General features: G+C 36.6%; 13 protein-coding genes. All 13 read left to right on the forward strand.

Features of this window, described 5'->3' with window-relative positions; genetic code table 11:
* Nucleotides 1-172: 172 nt before the first annotated feature.
* Complete coding sequence (locus tag DF185_RS22010; protein ID WP_110363753.1) at nt 173-445, forward strand: DUF493 family protein; 273 nt, start codon at nt 173-175, stop codon at nt 443-445.
* A 702-nt stretch (nt 446-1,147) separates the two neighbouring features.
* Entirely contained in the window at nt 1,148-4,306 is a 3,159-nt protein-coding gene (locus DF185_RS22020; RefSeq protein ID WP_110363757.1) for a SusC/RagA family TonB-linked outer membrane protein, read from the forward strand.
* A 4-nt stretch (nt 4,307-4,310) separates the two neighbouring features.
* A complete protein-coding gene (locus tag DF185_RS22025; protein WP_110363759.1) occupies nt 4,311-5,777 on the forward strand; it encodes a RagB/SusD family nutrient uptake outer membrane protein in 1,467 nt (488 codons plus the stop codon).
* 162 nt (nt 5,778-5,939) lie between these two features.
* Nucleotides 5,940-6,212, forward strand: coding sequence for a LysO family transporter (locus DF185_RS22030; protein ID WP_110363761.1), 273 nt, complete (start codon nt 5,940-5,942; stop codon nt 6,210-6,212).
* A gap of 23 nt (nt 6,213-6,235) precedes the next feature.
* On the forward strand, nt 6,236-6,841 hold the full coding sequence (locus DF185_RS22035) for a LysO family transporter (protein WP_110363763.1): 606 nt from the start codon (nt 6,236-6,238) through the stop codon (nt 6,839-6,841).
* Between the two features lie 343 nt (nt 6,842-7,184).
* The gene (locus tag DF185_RS22040; RefSeq protein ID WP_110363765.1) at nt 7,185-8,567 is read left to right on the forward strand and encodes an aminopeptidase P family protein; all 1,383 of its coding nucleotides are present in this window, start codon (nt 7,185-7,187) and stop codon (nt 8,565-8,567) included.
* Between the two features lie 63 nt (nt 8,568-8,630).
* Complete coding sequence (locus DF185_RS22045) at nt 8,631-9,590, forward strand: ornithine cyclodeaminase family protein (protein WP_110363767.1); 960 nt, start codon at nt 8,631-8,633, stop codon at nt 9,588-9,590.
* A 1-nt stretch (nt 9,591) separates the two neighbouring features.
* Nucleotides 9,592-11,850, forward strand: coding sequence for a S9 family peptidase (locus DF185_RS22050; RefSeq protein ID WP_110363769.1), 2,259 nt, complete (start codon nt 9,592-9,594; stop codon nt 11,848-11,850).
* Nucleotides 11,851-11,859: 9 nt separating this feature from the next.
* Complete coding sequence (locus DF185_RS22055; RefSeq protein ID WP_110363771.1) at nt 11,860-12,900, forward strand: proline racemase family protein; 1,041 nt, start codon at nt 11,860-11,862, stop codon at nt 12,898-12,900.
* A 15-nt stretch (nt 12,901-12,915) separates the two neighbouring features.
* Nucleotides 12,916-14,208: a S28 family serine protease gene (locus DF185_RS22060; protein WP_110363773.1), complete on the forward strand. Its 1,293-nt coding sequence runs from the start codon at nt 12,916-12,918 to the stop codon at nt 14,206-14,208.
* 129 nt (nt 14,209-14,337) lie between these two features.
* Complete coding sequence (locus DF185_RS22065) at nt 14,338-15,966, forward strand: dipeptidase (RefSeq protein WP_110363775.1); 1,629 nt, start codon at nt 14,338-14,340, stop codon at nt 15,964-15,966.
* A gap of 138 nt (nt 15,967-16,104) precedes the next feature.
* A complete protein-coding gene (lacZ, locus tag DF185_RS22070) occupies nt 16,105-19,254 on the forward strand; it encodes a beta-galactosidase, LacZ type (RefSeq protein ID WP_110363777.1) in 3,150 nt (1,049 codons plus the stop codon).
* Nucleotides 19,255-19,472: 218 nt separating this feature from the next.
* Entirely contained in the window at nt 19,473-21,506 is a 2,034-nt protein-coding gene (locus DF185_RS22075) for an MGH1-like glycoside hydrolase domain-containing protein (RefSeq protein WP_110363779.1), read from the forward strand.
* Nucleotides 21,507-21,608 lie beyond the last annotated feature (102 nt).

The following is a 21,608-nucleotide window of genomic DNA, read 5'->3' on the forward strand; positions in this document are numbered from 1 at the left end:
ATAGGCAAAACAATCTTTGTAATTGGAAAACAAAATTCTTAATGAAGCGTTAATTTTCATTTAAAGCATAGCCAAAACTTCTTTACTTTTGTTTCTCGTTAAATACTGATAAGATTACACGAAATACCAAAAATATTTCCATTTTTATGCCACCTAAACTTATCTTTGCAAAATGGATCAAGAAAAATATAACAGAATCAAACAACAGTTGCTGGATTCAACAAAATGGCCTTCGTTGTACATGTTTAAATTCATAGTACCTAATAACGATGAAAAATTAAATGCTGTAAGAAATTTGTTTCCAAAAGAAACAGAATTCTCCTACAAAACATCAAGAGACATCCGATTTATTGGGGTAACAGTAAAAATAATGATGGACTCTGCTGAAGATGTAGTTGAAATCTATTCACGAGCACAAGGCATTCGAGGAATTATGGCATTATAATATAACGTCCATGATTGAGAGAAATATAAGCTGATCTAAAATCGGCTTTTTTTGTGCTCTTTTGTGAATGATATTACGGCTTTAAAATGTTCGGTTTCAAGATAAACTTACAGAAGGGCTTTTTTTTACTTTTTTTTCAATTCTCTACCAACCTTCAAAACACCAATAAAAACAAGCCATTCAGAAATAAAAAACAATACAACCAAATAAAAATCTTATTATTTTTTCACATACTAGTATGTACTGGTAGTGTTTTTTTATATATTTGCTGCAAAGGTTTTCAATTAAACCTGGAGATTGGATAAATGAAGTAGAATTTTAATTGTTCACACGTTAACATTCATTCCCATGCAAACAACAACCGTTAGACTAGTATACAGACATTCTCATCGCGGATTATTCGAATGTCTTATTTGTTGATATCTCATCATATTATTGAAATAGCTACCAACTATTTCAATACCACCTCAAATTAAGCCAATTAATTTATTTTAGAGAACTATTGGAGTAATACTACCATGGTAGTATCTAGTGTTATGCATTAGAATTAAAATTGTGCACCAATAAGTTTTTGCCAAACGAAGAAATAAAGAAAACAGGGAAAGCTACCAACAATCCCTGTTATCAAATATTAATCGTTTGTTGTTCTGCACGCATAAAAAATAAAGAACAACGAAACTAACTTTTAACGCATCTAAATTTATGAAAAAAAATGCAAAAACTGTTGCGCGGAATACGTCTGTGCAAAAGGGCTTGGTTTCATGGATAATGAAACTTTGCATCCTAGCTGTTTTAGTTGGTCCTCAACCGCTTCATGCAGCTGGATCTATGAAAACCAATGCAATTCAACAAAACCAAAAAACCATTACAGGTAAGGTTGTTGATGAGCAAAATCTACCGTTAATTGGTGTTAACATTCTTGTAAAAGGTACCACTATTGGTACAGTAACTGACTTTGATGGTAATTTTCAACTTGATGTTCCTGCGAATGGTGTTATCAAATTCTCATTCATTGGATATCTTGATCAAGAAATTACAATTGGCAATGAAACTACCCTAAACATTGTGCTTAAGGAAGATGTTCAGGGCTTAAACGAGGTAGTTGTTGTAGGTTATGGAACTCAGAAAAAATCTGATTTGACTGGTTCTGTATCCACAGTTGATGTTAATGACATTCAAAAAGTTAAAGCTCCTAACGCAATACAGTCTTTGCAGGGACAAGTTGCTGGGGTAAATGTACTTACAGCAAGTGGAGCTCCTGATGCCAGCATTGTGGTTCAAATTAGAGGTATTGGAACACTTAATAACAATGATCCTTTGTATATTATCGATGGAGTTCCTGGTAGAATGAGCTATCTGAATGCTGATGACATTGAATCAATTTCTGTTTTAAAAGATGGTGCTGCTGCAGCCATTTACGGTACTCGAGCAGCTAATGGTGTAGTAATCGTAAAAACCAAACGTGGATCTAAAAATAAAGCTCCGGTAATTTCTTTTTCTGCAGACTACTCTTTGTCAGAAGTTGCTGACAAATGGGATATGACTAACACTGAGGAATATATTGCCATCTACGAAAAAATCAAGCAAATGGAAATTGATGCTGATGAAAGTGGTAGTATAGACTATGGTTTATTCTATAAAAATTACAAAGATGGTACAAACACATATGCAAATACCGACTGGCAAGATGAAATGTTCCGTACCGCTGTTTCACAAAAATACAACCTACAAGTAAGCGGAGGTAACGAAAATGCGAACTTTAACCTTTCTGGAACTTACCAAGATCAAGAAGGAATCATGATTCAATCTGATTTAGAAAGATATGGCTTACGTTTAAATTCAGACTATAAAAAAGGTCGTATTAAAATTGGAGAATCTGTATCTATTAACCGAAAAGTAGGTAATTCTGTTAATACAACTGGTTATGGAACCAATTATGACATGCTGTATTGTTTGCCTCTAATTTCTGTATATGATGAGAGCAACTTAGGTGGTTACGGTGGTTCAAAAGATGAAATGGGTAATTTTAAGAACCCTGTTGGTTCGGCAAAAATCCCGCAAACCGAATATACTGAAGATTACGTAACCATTGACGGATATGTGGAAGTAGAACTATTTAAAGGCCTTACTTACAGAATGAATGGAGGCCTACATACAACAAACTATTACTACAATAGCTTTACTCCTAAATACACAATGTCTAGTCAAGATTTTTTGGATAAGTCTTCACTTTCTGAAACTCATAGCCGAACTAAAAAATGGGTATTAGAGCACACTTTAAACTACAACTATTCTATTGACAAACACAATGTAACTGCATTAGTTGGATATACATCTGAAAAAACCAAATACAGACGCTTTTATGCATCTGGAAAAGAGTTCACTTCTGATTTAACTCCAGTTTTAGATCAAGCGCAATCAGAATACAATGTTGGAGGTTATAATGTTACAAGTGGTCTTCAATCTTATCTTGGACGATTTACTTATAACTTTGATAACATGTACTATTTGAGTGGTACAATCAGAAGAGATGGATCTACCAGATTTGGTTCATCCCACAGGTATGGTAACTTCCCTTCAATCTCAGCTGGATATAGAATCAGTAAAGAAGAATTCTTCCCTTTTAAGGATATTGTTGATGATATGAAAATCAGAGCAAGTTGGGGAGAATTAGGTAACCAGGAAATTGGTAACTATCAATATCAGGCAACTCTTAGCAAAGGTTATCCATACGTATTCAATGGAAGTTCAGAGCCAAGTTTCGGGGTTATTAGTACTTCTTTCCCTAATACAGATGTAAAATGGGAAACAACAGTTTCCAGAAACGTTGGTATTGACCTTCAAATGCTAAACAATAAGATATCATTAACTGCGGAATACTTCAACAATAAAACAAAAGACATGTTAGTGTATGTTCCAATACCTATGACTTTTGGCGGTGCAGGCTCTATTCTAAAAAATGCAGGTGAAATTGACAATAAAGGATTAGATTTCTCTCTAACCTATAGAAAAAATGAAGGTGATTTTACATTCTCAATTACTGGTAACTTGAGTACATTTAAGAACAAGGTAGTTAGTTTAGGTGAGTCAGATGAAGCAATTCCTGGAGGAAAAGTTGGATACAATTCAGATTATACAACAAAAACACTTGTAGGAGGTAGCATTGCTGACTTTTATCTTTACCAAGCTGATGGCATATTCCAAAGCGATGCTGAAGTACAAGCTCACAATAAGGATGGTCAATTAATTCAAAAAGATGCAAAAGCTGGGGATATCCGCTTCAAAGATGTAAACAATGATGGAGTTATAGATTCTGAAGATAAAGTTAAATCGGGTTCATCTCTTCCTGATTTCGAATATGGATTGAACTTTAATGCTTCATTTAAGAACTTTGACTTATCACTTTACTTTCACGGTGTAAATGGGAATAAGCTTTTTAATGGTGTTCAATACAACACTGAAACCAGCACAGGATCTAGAAATTACTCTAGATCTGTTCTTAATGCTTGGTCTGAGTCTAATAAAAACACAAGTGTTCCTAGATTAACTCATAATGATCCTAATAAGAACAATAGGGTATCTACCAGATTTCTTGAAAATGGTTCTTATTTAAGATTGAAAAACTTGCAAATCGGATATACAATACCTAAGAAACAACTAAACAAATTAGGTTTAGATCATTGTAGAGTATACATAAGTGCAAATAACCTATTTACCATCACCGACTACACTGGATACGATCCTGAAATTGGTGGCGAAGCACCAAACAGTGACAGTAATGCTTTATACTGGAGAGGTGTTGACAATGGAGTTTACCCTCAATCTAAAACTTATAATGTAGGTGTACAATTAAACTTTTAACCAAATGAAATCATTAAAATATATCATATTATTCCTTTTCATCAGCAGCCTTTCTCAATCATGCTCGGATGATTTTTTAAAGGAAGTTGACCCTAATAACATTTCCAACCAAACATTTTGGCAAACGGAAGCTCATGCCAGAGCTGGAATTAATTCCCTTTATGGCGCATTAAGCATGAATTACAATTATGGTGTATTTGAATACATCTACATGCCTGAAAATTGGCGTTCTGATGAATTTATTCACAAAGATGCAGCATACCCAAGTTGGGGAACTCTATCAACATTTACCAACAATTCAAATGTAGGAGAAGTTAGTTCTTATTACAGCAATTGTTATTCAATTATATCAAAAGCAAACCAGTGTATTGCTCACATTCCAGAATGTGACATGGCTCAGGACAGTGAAGAAGCTAATAAGAAACTTATTGATGAATATGTAGCTGAAGCTAAATTCTTTAGAGCATATGCTTATTTTAGATTGTTAAAAAACTTTAGAAATCCTCCATTCGTAGTTGAAGAGGTTACTAGTTTGGACATGCTACATCCTACTCAAGTGGAAAGAAATAAAATTTGGGAGTTGGTAATTGACGATTTAAAATTTGCTGTAAGCAACTTACCGTCTAAAACTACTCGCACAGACGGTCGCGCCACAAGTGGGTCCGCAGCTGGCTATCTAGCAAGTGTTTACATGTTCAATCAAAACTATACCGATGCGTTGCCTGTTTTGAAAAACATCATCGATGGAACTTATGGCACATATAATTTAACAGCTACTTACAGAGAGAATTTCAATGGAACAAATGAAAATAACATTGAATCTTTGTTTGAAATTCAATATGCTGTAAGTCCTAAAAAGTGGAGAACTACCCATACACTTGAAGCAACATTTGCTTGGTGGGGAGTTGGTGTGGCAACCCCATGGATGGTTGATGTATTAAATAATAGCAAAGATAAAGATGATAATATTGATCAACGAGCTCAGGATGCATTATATGGACAATTTGCAGGGTATGAAAATTGGCTTGAAAAATGGAATATGGATGACAGTGTAGAAGATGGAACAGGAACATATGCTGTTAATAATTTGGTACAATTGAGATTTGCTGAAATTCTACTTTATTATGCGGAGGCATTAGGTGAAAATAGTTCTGATAAAATATCGGAAGCATACACTTACATTAATAGGGTAAGGTTGAGAAACAATCTGAATGATCTACCTGCTGGAGATCAAAACCAATTTAGAAAGGATATCATGACAGAACGATCTATAGAACTTTGTTTTGAAAGCAAAAGATGGTATGATCTTATTAGATGGGATTCTGCTGGTTGGATTGATCTTAAGCAAACCTTAATTGATAACAAAAAGCCTGGTGCATCGAATTTTGATCCTGCAAAACATACCTTCTATCCTATTCCTGATCATGAATATGAGACAAATCCAAATTTGGATAGAAATCTACAATGGTAATAAACTTATAAACAAGTTAGAGTAGATTAGGTTAGTTAATTATTATTGATTCTAAGCTTGAAGTGCCCTCCATTAATTGAGGGCACTTCATTTGATTAGCCAATCTAACATTGCAATAAAATTTAAGTAAATTCACCCCGAAGAACAAAAAGATTATTTATCATGATTACAGTTTTAGTATTAATGACCTTGGGTATAGGATTGGGTTTTTTCGTAGGGAAGTTTCCCAAAGTGATTAAAGGGGTCGACAAAATGACTACATGGTCAATTTATTTACTTCTGTTCCTATTAGGCATAGGGGTAGGATTAAATGAGAAAATCATAAACAACCTGCATACTATTGGTTTGCAAGCCCTAATTCTAACAATTGGTGCCATACTGGGTAGTTTGGTTTTCGCCTACATCACCTATAAACTATTTTTTAAAAGTAAATAAGCTAACAACAGAATAATTTTGCCATGAAGAACAGCCTTATCATACTTGGATTTTTTGCCTTGGGATTAATCCTGGGATTAACAAGATTTCTTCCAGAAGTAATTATGGAATCAGATTTTTCGCTATATGCTCTTTACTTACTAATGTTTCTAGTTGGTATTGGAATTGGTGCTGATCGATCATCCTGGAGAGTAATCAAAGAAACCAATATTAAAATTATACTAGTCCCGCTTTGTGTTATCATTGGGTCATTAGTTGGGGTTGGAGTAATTTCAATATTTACTCCCGAAATTCAATTAAAAGAAGCCTTAGCCGTTGGTGCTGGATTCGGATACTATAGTTTATCTTCTATTTTCATTACCCAAATCAGTGGGGAAACACTAGGTGTAATAGCTCTACTTTCTAATATTTTACGTGAAATAATAACCTTACTTGCTGTTCCTATTTTTGTTAAATACTTTGGCAAACTTGCAGGAATTGCTTCTGGTGGTGCAACAGCAATGGATACAACACTTCCGATCATCTCAAAATACACAGGAAAAGAATGGGCAATCATAGCAATATTTAGTGGAATTGTATTAACAATCCTGGTTCCTTTCCTTGTTCCTTTTATCTTGGAAGTGTTATAATTATTCCCTTTTCCAAATCAGTTCTATTTAAAACAAGCACCTTATTTTGTTTTAATTATTCTACCTGATTAATAATTATTTAATCAGGTATAGTTTTTACGCTTTTAAAATAATAATTAGCGTTTTTTTTCTAAATTTACCGAAGACAAATTCAATTGTATGTTCTTATTCAACGACTACATAACACGCTACAATGATTCGTACAAAGGATTGTACGAATGCTGGATTTGTTAATTCCTCCCCTCTACAAGAACATTTCAGATATTTTTTATCAACAATTTATGCCTTCTATTGGAATAGCTATATCCTTTAGAATTTAATAAAGCACCATAAACCCAATCTTATGTTTACGAAAGAAACTTATCAAAAACGTCGAGAATTATTAAAATCAACGGTAAAATCCGGCATTCTTCTATTTTTAGGGAATGATGAATGCGGAATGAATTATGCCGATAACACCTACCATTACCGTCAGGACAGCACATTCTTGTATTTCTTTGGATCTGATTATGCCGGATTAAATGCAATAATCGATATCGATGAAAACAGAGAAATTATTTTCGGAGATGAACTAAGTATCGACCATATCGTTTGGATAGGAACTCAACCAACCATCAAAGAGAAAAGTGAAGCTGTAGGCATTTACGAAACAGCTCCTTCTGGTGAGTTACAAGACTATCTAAGCAAGGCTAGTTCTCAAGGCAGAAAAATACATTACTTGCCTCCTTATCGTCCTGAACATCAAGTTAAGTTGCTTAACTGGTTGAATATTCATCTAAATCAAGCAGTAGAGAACTCATCGGCAGAATTTGTTCAGGCAGTAGTAAATCAAAGAAATTATAAATCTGAAGAAGAAATTATTCAAATTGAAGAAGCAGTAAACATTACGGCTGACATGCACCTAACTGCCATGAGAATGGCTAAACCTGGAATGAAAGAATCGGAAATTGCAGCTGCGGTACAAGAGGTTGCAATTAGAGCTGGTGGACAGCTTTCATTTCCAACCATTGCTACAATAAATGGACAAACCCTTCACAATCACTATCACGGGAACACAATTAAAAGTGGCGATATGGTTTTAATTGATTGTGGTGCTGAAAACGGCATGCACTACGCAGGAGACATGTCGAGCACTTTTCCAGTAAGCAAAACTTTCACAGAGCGACAAAGAGAAATTTATCAGATCGCATTAAATGCACATGAAGCTGCTATTGCGGAACTAAGACCAGGTGTTCGATTTAAAGATGTACACTTGAAAGCTTGTAAAACCATTGCCGAAGGAATGAAACAAATGGGTTTCATGAAAGGTGATATGGATGAAGCTGTTCAGCAAGGTGCACATGCTCTATTTTTTCAATGTGGACTAGGCCATATGATGGGCTTGGATGTTCATGACATGGAAAACCTTGGTGAAGTATATGTTGGTTACAATGGAGAGGCCAAAAGTACTCAATTTGGCTTAAAATCATTGCGTCTGGGAAGAGAACTAGAACCCGGATTCGTTTTAACAATTGAACCGGGAATCTATTTTATTCCTGAATTGATTGATAGATGGAAGGCTGAAAAGAAATTCACCGATTTTATCAACTACGATAAAGTAGAACAATATAAGGATTTTGGAGGCTTAAGAAATGAGGAAGATTTCTTAATTACCAATGATGGAGCTCGTCTATTAGGTAAGCCAATTCCAAAAACCATTTATGATGTAGAATCTCAAAGATCATAGTTAGTTTTTGTTTCCATCAGGAGGGTGAGAACTTAAAAACTCCCCTCCGCCATTTTTGAATCCATGCTAATTCTCAACCAAAAACAAATAGAAAGTCTACTTTCAAGAAGTGAGGTTCTGGAAGCAATTGAAGACGCTTTTACAATTTTTCAAGAAGGCAACTTTGATATGCCAGACAGAATGCACGCCAACTATAACAACATTACGTTATTGTTAATGCCGTGCTTCACAAGTCAATATTTCGGAACAAAACTGGTTAGTGTAAATCCCCAAAATCAAGCTATCGGAAAACCTTCCATTTATGGAAACATGATTTTGAATGATTCCGAAACAGGTGAACCATTGGCTTTATTAAATGGTGCAGCTTTAACTGCTGTAAGAACAGGTGCTGTTGGCGCAACTGGCATGAAGTACATCAGCAAAGAATCATCCGAAAGTGTTGGAATTATTGGAACAGGAACTCAAGGATTTACTCAAGCATTATTTGCTTGTACTGTGCGTCCCATAAAAAAAATCAATGTATTTGATTTGGATGATAAGAAGCTAACTGAATTCATTAATAAACTTCAAAAGAAATTACCTGAAATAGAATTTAATGGTATGAATTCATCAGAAGAGTTAGTCAAAAAATCAGATATCATTGTTTGTGCGACAAGCTCAGAAAACCCTGTAATTCCTAATGATCCGAATTTACTTAAAGACAAATGTTTTATTGGGATAGGATCATACAAACCAAACATGAGAGAATTCCCTGATGCTTTGTTTTCTCAAATTACAAAGGTATGGGTAGATACTCCTTTTGCTGCCAAAGAAAGTGGCGATATCGTAACACCACTAGAGAATAATCTCTTGCAGAAAAATCAGGTAAACACCATAAGTACTTTGGTTGCAAACAAGCATTATGACCAAGCAGGAACTACCTTTTTTAAATCAGTAGGAATGGCATTGTTCGATGTTGTTGTAGCTGAATATTTATACAAAAAAGCAATTAAAGAAAACATAGGAACCCAAGCAGACTTATAAAATGACACGAACTCCTTACATACTCATATTTGTTCTAATTTTTAGCACTTGCAGATTATTTGCACAAGGAGAGCTAAAAGATTATCAGGAAGCTGAAAAATGGCTTTGGAACAACATCGAAAGTAAAATTTACAAAAGCAATATATATCCCAATTGGATTGGAAAGGGTGATTCCCTTTGGTACAGTACAAAAACTCGAAAAGGTACTGAATACTTTTTGGTTGACATTAAAAACAAGAAACAACAAGAACTTTTCGATCACCAAAAAATGAGCGAAATCCTTAGCTCATATACTGGTAAAGAATTAAAAAGCTACGGCTTAAAATTAAAAAGCATCAAACTCAAAAATCAAAAAGAGCTTGATTTTAGATTGGATACTTTCTTGCTATCAGTTGATTTAGTATCCTATAATGTTTCGAAAAGAGATCAACCAAAGAAATACACCAATCAGGAATTGGTATCGCCAAATAAGAAAAAAGTTGCCTTTATTAAGGATTACAACCTATTTCTTAAAGATGGTAATGAGGAAAAACAACTGACTAATGATGGCAATGAGGAGTTGAGTTATGGAACCTCAATCTCCTGGTACTTTGTTCGAAATGAAAGTAAGAATCAGAAAATGGAATATGAGATTGATGCTTATTGGTCTCCTGATTCAAGATACTTGATATGCGCAAAGTACAATCGCAAGCATACTCAAAAGCTTTTCATGTATCAATCTAAACCAAAAGATGGATTTAGAGCGGAAGTTTATTCTTATGAAAGACCCATTGCCGGCGACAAAGACCTTACCAGAGTATCATATGTGATTTTTGACACTGAAACAGGTAAAACAATTGATTGTGATCTTCCTGAAAACGCAACTTTTCTGGAGTATGGATTCCAATGGAAATCGAACACAAAAGCCTATACTTTGAGATACTATCGTGGATATCAAAAAAGAGAATTGATTGAGGTAGATGTGGAATCTGGTACAAGCAGACCTATTGTTTCTGAGGTAGCTGATACCTATGTCGATCCAAATATGCACATCTACAAAGTAAACAAGGATGCTGATGATGTAATTTGGTCATCAGAAAAGGATGGCTGGCACCATATTTACCGATATGACTATGCTAGTGGTGAATTTAAAAATCAAATTACCAAAGGTGAATTTGTTGTAAGAGAAATTTGCAAAGTAGACTACAAAAAGAAAAAAATCTACTTTAGAGCAAATGGAAATGAAAAGGGAGATCCTTATTATACTTACCTCTACTCTATCAATTTTGATGGCAGTGGGATGAAGTTGTTATCACCTGAAAATGCCTATCATACTTGTAAAATCAGCCCTAATGGCAAATATGTATTCGACAACTACTCTCGTATTGACCTTCCGGATCAATTTGTAGTTAGAAGTGCAAAAAATGGCAAAACAATAATGGATGTTGCCAAAACAGACATTGATGACATCCTTAAAATGGGTTGGAAAGCTCCTGAAATGTATAAGGTAAAAGGTAGAGACAATGAAACCGATATTTACGGTGTAATTTATAGACCATTCAATTTTGATGCTTCAAAATCTTATCCAGTTATTGACGGCACCTATTCTGGTCCACAAACCATTCGAACTCCAAAAACTTTCCGTGGCGGATTGGTGAACATGGATGTTCCAATGGCTCAAATTGGTTTTGTTGTAGTTACAGTTGATGGCTTGGGCTCAGCCTTTAGATCGAAAAAATTCCACGATGTTTCCTATAAAAATCTAGGTGATATAGGTGCTCCGGATCATATCAAGGCAATTAAAGATTTGGCAAAAAAATATCCATATATGGATACAAACAATGTTGGTATTTACGGACATTCAGCAGGTGGATATGATGCCACACATGCTTTGTTGACGCATCCGGATTTCTATAAAGTAGGAGTATCTTCTGCTGGAAATCACGACCACAGAAGTGCAAAAGCATGGTGGCCTGAATTGTACATGGGATTCCCGGCAGAAAAGCATTATGACGAACAATCGAATTTCTTTTTGGCAGATCAACTAGAAGGAAAGCTATTGATGGTTCATGGCAATATGGACAATAATGTAAATCCAGCAGCTTCAATTCGTATGGCTGACGAATTGATTAAAGCCAATAAAGATTTTGAATTAATTCTGCTTCCAGGCAAAGATCATGGTACTTGCTACTATGACAAATATTTTATTCGCAAGCGTTGGGACTTCTTTGTAAATTACTTGATGCACAAACAAGCGCCAAAAGAATTCAAAATCAACTAATCTATAGCTATGAATATTACCGACAATTGGAATTGGATCCCTCCTAAGAACTGGTTAAAGATCAAAACCATTGATCTTCATACTGGAGGTGAACCTTTAAGGGTATATACTAGTGGGCTTCCTGAAATCAAAGGAAATACCATACTGGAAAAGAGAAGATACTTTAGAGATAATTTTGATTATATCAGAACAGGAACCATGTGGGAACCTCGCGGACATGCTGATATGTATGGGGCGATTATTACTGAGGCTACAACTGAAGATGGCGACTTTGGTACTTTCTTCCTTCACAACGAAGGCTACAGTACCATGTGCGGTCATGCAATGATTGCCTTGGTAACACTGGTTTTAGATACAGGAATGATTGTTCGTGAAGAGCAAAATCCAACAATTAAAATCGATGCCCCTCCCGGAAGAATTACCTGCAAGGCATTCAGAAAAAATGGAAAGGTTGAAAAGGTAAGCTTTCAAAATGTTCCTTCTTTCATGCCGATGAAAGATCAGGTGGTAAATGTGCCTGAAATCGGAAATGTGAAGTTTGACATTGGCTATGGCGGAGCTTTTTATGCTTATGTACAGGCTGATGAATTGGACCTAAAATTAGATGAAACAGATTACAATAAGCTAATTGATTATGGCAGAAAAATCAAATATGCCGTAAGGGATCAGTTTGAAATCAAGCATCCGGTAGAAGAGGATTTGAGTTTCTTGTACGGAACAATTTTTATTGGAGAGGCAAAAGATCTGAATCACCACACTAGAAATGTCTGCATTTTCGCTGAAGGTGAAGTTGATCGTTCTTCAACTGGATCTGGTGTAAGCGGGCGTGCTGCCATACATTATGCCAAAGGTGAACTGGAAAAAGATGAAGAGATCATCATCGAAAGTATTCTTGGCACCTGCATGAGTGTTAAAGTTGTAGATAGCTGTGTTTATCAAGGCATGAATGCTATCATTCCAGAAGTAAGTGGTACAGCTTCTATTACCGGACAAAATGAATTCTATTTCGATCCAAATGATCCATTAAAGGATGGATTTATTTTCAGATAAAAACAAAATCTAATCATGAACAAACTAAGCTCTAAAATTATCTCTCTTCTTTTTGTACTAAGCATTGGACTTGCTGCTTGTACTCAACCTTTAACATTGGAAGAGAAACTAAATCAAATTCCTGATGTAACAGTTCAAAAAATTACCAGCGACACAACATATGCCGAATACTATGAATTGTATTTTACTCAGCCTTTGGATCATGAAAATCCTGAAGCCGGAACATTTAAACAAAGAGTGCTACTGGGGCATCATGCCATTGAAAAACCGATGACTGTTGAGATTCAGGGTTATAATATCTGGACAGAAAAAGCTGGTGAATTGAGCAAACTTTTAAATGCCAATCAATTGACCATTGAGCACAGATATTTTAAGAATTCAATGCCTGATAGCCTGGATTGGAAATATTTAAATATCAAGCAAGCCGCAGCAGATCAACACAAAGTAATACAAGCATTAAAGAAAATTTACAAGAACAAATGGATTACTACGGGTATTAGTAAAGGTGGACAAACAACCATTTACCACCGCTTTTTCTACCCAAATGATGTGGATGTAAGTGTTCCTTATGTAGCTCCTCAAAATTTAGTACGAGAAGACAAGAGAATACACAAACACCTGGCAACAGTTGGCAGCAAGGAATGCAGAGATAAGATTTACCAGTTTCAATTGGCTTGTTTTAAAAACAAAAAAGATCTTCTTCCTCTAGCAAAAACTCATGCTGAACAGAAAGGATATTCATTCTCAATGGGACTGGAAAAAGCTCTTGATCTTTCCATTTTGGAATACTCTTTTGCTTTCTGGCAATGGGGAGGAACAAAGTGTGAAGATATCCCTTCTTCAGACTCCGAAGCTTCGATTTTATTCAAGCATTTGGTACGTGTTTCTGGTATGGATTTCTTCGACGAGATTAGCTTAAAACCAAGTTTGGCTTTCTATCATCAAGCTCTTACCGAAATTGGAATGTACAGTTATGAGGTAGAACCATTCAAACCATACATTCAATACGAGAATGATTTGACATTCGATCATGTATTTCCCAATGAACCTATCAGACAATTCAATCCAGAATCCATGATCAAAGTGAACAAATGGATACAAACGGATGCAGAGAAAATGCTTTTCATTTATGGAGAATGGGATACATGGTCGGCAACAGCAGTTGACCTTAAAGACAACACAAAGTGTAAAAAGTTTGTCAACCCAGAAGGTGCTCATGGAACAAGAATCCGACATTTTCCTGCTGAGATGAAATCTGAAATCATCAAGACTTTGGAAGAGTGGTTGGAAATGCCAATTGAGAATTAATAATAAATAATTAACACCTCACCCTCGGTCCCTCTCCTTAAGAAGAGGGATGACCTCAAAAATTTGCGGTAATAATCCTCCTTCTCATTTAGGAGAAGGAGTTAGAGGATGAGGTAAAAATATGAAATCATGAAAAAACTAGTTTTGCTTACAATCTTAGCTTGCCTGATTTTACCCAAAAGTCATGCTTGTACAGATATAGTTGCTGGTAAAAAAGCCACTGTTGATGGTTCGGTGATCACATCGCACACCTATGGTGGAAATGATACCAGAATTAGAGTGGTTCATGGAAGAAAGTTTCCTGCAGGATCAAAAGCTGCAGTGTACTATGGTTTGCAGGAAATTAATGGCGGGTTGGAAGAGTATGGAGAAATACTAGGTTACATCCCACAAGTTCAACAGACCTATACTTATTTTCATTCTGCTTATTCTCATATGAATGAGTTTCAGTTGGCCATTGCGGAAAGTACTTTGAGTCAGAAAAAAGAGTTGCAAGTTGACAGAGAATCCGGGAAGCAAATCATGACTGTTGAGCAAGCTCAGATTTTTGCATTGCAAAGATGTAAAACTGCTCGCGAAGCAATCAAGTTGATTACCTCATTGATGGAGGAATATGGTTTCTTACCATCCTGTGGACCTGAGTCAGAAGCATTATGCATTGCCGATCCTAACGAAGTTTGGGTATTGGAAATTGTTGCTGTAGGTAAAGACTGGGAACCAAACTCGGGTAAATCAGGAGCAATCTGGGCAGCACAAAGAGTTCCGGATAATCACATTGCCATTGTTCCAAATTGGAGTATCATTAAGGAAATCGATTTGAGCAAACCAGAATGGTTTATGGCTTCAAAAAACTACAAGCAAGTTGCCATCGATCATGGTTGGTACAATCCAAAATCGGGTAAACCATTTATTTGGCAAGAGGCATACAGCCCTACCCTTCGTGAATGGTCGAGCGGAAGGTTTTGGTTGTTCTACTCTAAATATGCTCCAAATTATAAAGAATGGCCAGACAGAAAATTAAGCGATCCATTTAAAGGACAAGACGCTTACCACCAATATGTAGAAGATATTTCCATGTATCCATTCTCGGTTAAACCAGAAAATAAAATATCAGTTCAGGATATCATGGAATTTCAACGCTCCACATTTGAGGGAACCATTTACGATAAAACCTCAGATCCTGATTGGTATGTTCCAAGCAAGGATGGCAAATTGGTTAAAAGTCCATTAACAACTCCTTTCCCAACCAAGGCAATGCGTGAACTGTTGGACATTACAAATCGTAGAAATGTCTCGAAAGGAAATTATGGTATGATTTGTCAGTTGAGATCATGGTTACCTGATCCTATTGGTGGCATTTACTGGGTGTTCCAGGATAATCAGTACACATCACCATACATTCCGATTTACTGTGGCACACAAGAGATTCACGAATCTTATAAGATATATGATCCGAATCAGTATGATCCAAGATCGGCACGTTGGGCAATCGATTTTGTTGACAACCTGCTTTATTTAAGATGGCAGGATGCGGTTGAAGATCTGTTTACAATGAGAGAGCCTTTGCAAACCGATTTTTTCAATCAGATTGAAGAAAACGACAAGCAAGCAAAAAAACTATACGATAAAAGCCCTAAAAAGGCAAAGGAATTCCTGACTGAAAAGTGTCATGAAAACATGCAAAAAGTGTTGGATGTATACAATGAAATCAGGAATACATTAATTACCAAATACACAAACAACAAACAAGGATCGTAAAGATCCAAACAGGAAGAAAAGAGTAATCCGGCAGGGTTGTGGTGATTGTTTGCCGGATTCTCTTTTCGACCTAAAACACGAACATTTAAACTAAATAATTAGCAATTCTAAATTTTGACTTGATTTTTGACATTAATCATGAGAACACTTTTAACGATAATGCTTCTTCTCTTCTACCAGAGCATTTACGCTCAAGAGAACAGCAAACAGAACGACTGGGAAAATCCAGAGGTTGTTGGTATCAACAAAGAGCAAGCAAGAGCATCTTTCTTTGCTTACAGAACAGAAAACAAAGCCATTCAAAATAGTAAATCCAATTCCAACTATTTTATCAATTTAAATGGCACTTGGAAATTTAATTGGGTAAGAAAACCTGCCGATCGTCCGGTAGATTTTTACAAAACCAACTACGACGTATCAAAATGGGATGATATTAAAGTTCCTGCACATTGGGAACTGGAAGGATATGGAGTGCCTATCTACACTGATGTTTCCTATCCTTTTCCAAACAACGAACCATACATTCCACACGATTACAACCCGGTAGGATCATACAAGAGAAACTTTACCATTCCAAAAAACTGGAAAGGCCAGGAAATCTATATTCACTTTGGTGGAGTTCGCTCTGCTGCATATGTATGGGTTAATGGAGAGAAAGTTGGATATACTCAAGGAAGTAAAACTCCAGCAGAATTTAACCTAACCAAATACGTAAAGCCAGGCAAAAATCAATTGGCTGTTGAAATTTATCGCTTTAGCGATGGAAGTTACCTTGAAGACCAGGATTATTGGAAGGTAAGTGGTTTTGAGCGTGATGTATATCTGTATGCAAGACCTAAAACTCACATCAGAGATTTCTTTGTGCAGGCAAGCTTGGATGATACCTATACAGATGGGGAGTTTTCTTTGAATGTTAAAGTAAACCAAGTTGCAAATAAAGGTGCTAGCAGATCTGTACAGGTAAAAGTTTTAGATGGAAAAAAAGAAGTTGTCAGCTTGAAATCAAACAGCAAGTTAGTACAAGGTGATAATGATTTTATTTTCTCAAAAACAATTCCTAATGTACGCAAATGGACTGCAGAAACACCGAATCTCTATACGCTTCAGATTGAATTGAAATCAGGCAATAAAACCATTGAGGTAATTCGCAGAAAAATTGGATTCCGCACAAGTGAAATCAAAGACGGATTACTACAGATAAATGGTGTGCCAATTATTGTTCGTGGTGTAAATCGCCATGAGCATGATATGGATAATGGTAGAGTAATTACTGAAGAATCCATGATTCAGGACATTCTGTTGATGAAACAATTCAATATCAACTCTGTTCGTAACTCTCACTATCCAAATCGTGAACGTTGGTACGAGCTATGTGATGAATATGGATTGTACATGATTGACGAAGCCAATATTGAGGCTCACGGTTGTGAACCATACAACAAAGAAAAAACTTTAGCGGATAAGCCTCGTTGGAAAAAGGCATTCATGGACAGAACCGTTTCAATGGTGGAACGAGATAAAAACCATGCATCCATTATCATTTGGTCCTTAGGAAATGAAACAGGAAGAGGTCGTAACTTCCATGCCACTTACAAGTGGATTAAAGAAAGAGACAAAAGCCGTCCTGTGCAATCTGAAGATTCAGGTAGAGAATTTAATACTGATATCTTCTGCCCTATGTACGATCGCATGTGGGAGATGGTGAAATATGTGGAATATGTACAGAAAAGACCTTTAATCCAGTGTGAGTATGCCCATGCCATGGGAAATAGCGTTGGGAACCTGAAAGATTACTGGGATTTAATTTACAAACACCGACAGTTACAAGGTGGATTCATTTGGGATTGGGTAGACCAGACTTTCAGAAAAACCAATGAAAAAGGTGATACCATTTTCGGCTATGGTGGCGACATGGGAGTTTACAAAGTCCAAAACGATTCTAACTTCTGTGCCAACGGATTGGTAAGTGCTGACAGAAAACTTCATCCTCACATTTGGGAAGTTAAGAAAGTATATCAACCAATTGCAATTCAAAAAATAGATCATTCTGCAAACCAGTTTGAACTGATCAACCGATATGATTTTATCAACTTGGATGATGTTGAGATTACTTGGACTCTGAAAGAAGATGCCACAGAAATTGCAAATGGAACGGTTGACTCTAAAGGCTTGTCTGCTCATCAAAGCAGAAGGTTTAGTGTTGGAATGCCTGATATTAAGGCCAAGCCAGGTAAGGAATATTTCTTGCTGTTCGAAGCGCATAGCACTGTTGAACAACCAATGGTTCCGAAAGGGCACAGAATTGCATGGGAACAATTCCAGCTGCCAATTCATAAGGAGGTAACAGCTATTGAAGCAAATCAATTGTCTGTACTTACACTGAACGAAGATCAGAATGAGATTAAGATCGATGCTAAAGGATTTAAACTTCGTATTTCGAAATCAAACGGAAGTTTAAACTCTTATAAAATAGATGGAACAGAATTGATTGAAAAAGATTTGGAACCTTTCTTCTGGCGTGCGGTTACCGATAATGACTTAGGGAATGGTACCCCAGCCAGATGTAAGGTCTGGAAGACAGCCGGGGAAAAACGTGAGTTGCTTTCCATTGAAACCAATCAAATTTCACCAAAACAAATCGAGGTGATCGTAAAATACAATTTACCAACAGCCTCTAGCAGCTACAAAACGAAATATCTGGTATCAGGTAATGGCGATGTTAAAATCGAAAACACTTTCGTTCCTCAATCAAATGATCTACCTATGATGCCACGTTTGGGAATGCAAATGCAGCTGCCAAAAGAGTTTTCGAACATCGAATGGTTTGGCCGTGGACCACAGGAAAGTATGTGGGACAGAAAATCAGGTGCGATGGTTAATCATTACAAAGGAACAGTTTGGGAGCAATATCACCCATATGTTCGTCCTCAGGAAACAGGTAACAAAACCGATCTTCGCTGGATAGCACTTACCAATAAAGATGGTAAAGGTTTGATGGCAATTGGAGCACCATTACTATCAGGTTCGGCTCTTGGTTTCGATTACAAGGAATTGTATCATGGTGGCAAGGACAAACCAAACAAACACGGTAATGCAATTAAACAAGGAGATGTAATCAGTTTCCAAATTGACTACAAGCAAATGGGTATTGGTGGCGACAACTCGTGGGGTGCTCCTGTTCATGCTGAATATTGTATTCCTTCTCAGCCTTATCAATACAGCTTTATCCTTCGTCCGATTAATGGAGAAAAGGATTTGAATGAGTTGAGTAAGACTAGAGTGAAATAAATAACAGCTTACGCCCTTTCAGGGCTTAAAACAAAATACATCAATACAACGGGCTCTGCCCGTTGCTTTTGCTAAAGGCCTTTCAGGCCAAGCTTAGCAGAAATAATAAACAAATATATTTCCCTGAAGGGGAAAGAGTACTAGCATAGGTCGAAGGCCTATGAAAAAGAATTAATTAAGTAACAAAGCCCTGTAAGGGCGCAAGCTATTTAAGTACTATGAAATTCATACACATCAGTTTAATTGCAGCAATACTTTCGTTCTCTTCCTGCGCTCAAAAAAAGCAAGAGAAGAAAGAGGATGCAGCAATAGATCTACAAGAAAAATATAGCAACGTACTCAACATACAAGGAGTGCCTGCAAAACAATACGCTTTAAAACCATTTGGATTCTCGGATATGGGAGCCTGGCATGGGTATGCTTTGCCTCATCAGGACAGTACTGCCTATTATGGTGGTTTTGCCGGACCTTTGAGCATGAAAATGTGGGGACAATGGTTGGGTAAAAACCTATGCCAATTGGTTTTGACCGATGCCAATACAAATCAAGAAATTGACTTGAGCAAAGCAAAGGCCGAAATGAATTACAAACCAGGTAAGTTGCAGCAGAAATTGCAATTGCAGGACATTACAATCGATATTCAACTTGTATTTGCCAGTAACAGAACTTCTCTTATCCAAACAGCCATAAGCAATAATTCCAATAAGGAGATGCAGCTTAAAGTGGGTTGGAAAGGAGAATTGTTCGAGAAAGAATTACAATTGGCAAAAAGCACCAATGGTGTTCAGGTAAATTACAAAAAGAGTGATGAAATCTTCTTAATGCAAACTCACCTGCCAAATGAAGTAAGCGTTGCCAAAAACAAGCTTTCATACCAAATGAATCTTAGCGAAAATCAATTGGTAAAAGCTGGTCAGAAAAGTGAAATTAGCATGCTTCACTCCCATTACTTTAATGAGAAAGAAGCTATGGCAGAAGGAAAATTGCTAAGCCTATGGCTGAAAGATCCTCAAGATGTTTTCTCACAAAACAAATCGCGTTGGAACGGATATTTAAGCAAAGCTTTGGATAGCAAGAACCCATTATTAGATAAAGATGTAAACCAACAGCTTGCTGTAAAATGTGTACAAACTTTACTGACCAACTGGCGTTCTCCTGCGGGCGATTTGCAACACGATGGTGTATTTCCATCGGCTGCATACCAGGGTTTTTACGGTTTCTGGTCGTGGGATAGCTGGAAACAAGCGGTAGCATTGGTTCGCTTTAATCCAGAATTGGCCAAGAGCAATATCTTATCGATGTTCCAGTATCAGGATGAGATGGGAATGGTAGCTGATTGTGTGTATTTCGATCCGAAAGAAAACAACTGGCGCGATACCAAAGCTCCATTGGCAGCCTGGGCTGTATTGGAAATTTACAAACGTACCAACGACTTGGATTTCGTACGTGAAATGTATCCTAAATTGGTAAAATATCACAAATGGTGGTACCAATATCGCGATCACGACCAAAATGGATTGTGTGAGTATGGATCGACCGATGGAACCATTATTGCTGCCAAATGGGAAAGCGGAATGGACAATGCAGTACGTTTCGATGATGCAAAAATGCTAAAGAATAACGATCATGGATGGTCTATGGATCAGGAATCAGTTGACTTGAATGCCTACTTGTATGCAGAAAAAGAGCAGTTGTCCGAACTGGCTGAACTACTAGGCAAAGACGATGAATCCAAATCATTCCAACTGGCTGCCAAAGAATTAAAAGAAAGAATATCAAAAGATTTCTACGATGCTAAAGAGGGATTCTTTTACGATAGAGCCATTAAAACAGGAAAATTATTGACTGTTCAGCAAGGTCCTGAAGGATGGATTCCTTTGTATACAAATATCGCGAACCAGGAGCAGGCAAAGGGTGTTAAAAACTTACTAACAGATAGTACAAAATTCGCAACCAAAGTGCCCTTTCCTACCCTGGTTGCCGATCATCACAAATTCAATCCTTTAAAAGGATACTGGCGAGGACCAGTGTGGTTAGATCAGGCATATTTTGGAGTACAGGCCTTGAAAAACTATGGCTACAAGCAAGATGCCGATGCATTGACTCAAAAATTACTAAACAACGCAGAAGGCTTATTGCAGGATGCTCCTATCCGTGAAAACTATCATCCAATTACGGGTGAAGGATTAAATGCCAATCATTTTTCATGGTCGGCAGCACATTATTTACTATTACTAACAGACGAAATTTAAAACACAACAACAACAAACACCGCTCAATTTTATTGAGCACATCTAGTTTTTCATTAGTTAATAGTTGAGCACCTTGGCTTCCCTTTGGGAGGTTGAGGTGTT

This window comes from Marinifilum breve (genome assembly GCF_003202155.1).
GTDB classification, from domain to species: domain Bacteria; phylum Bacteroidota; class Bacteroidia; order Bacteroidales; family Marinifilaceae; genus Marinifilum; species Marinifilum breve.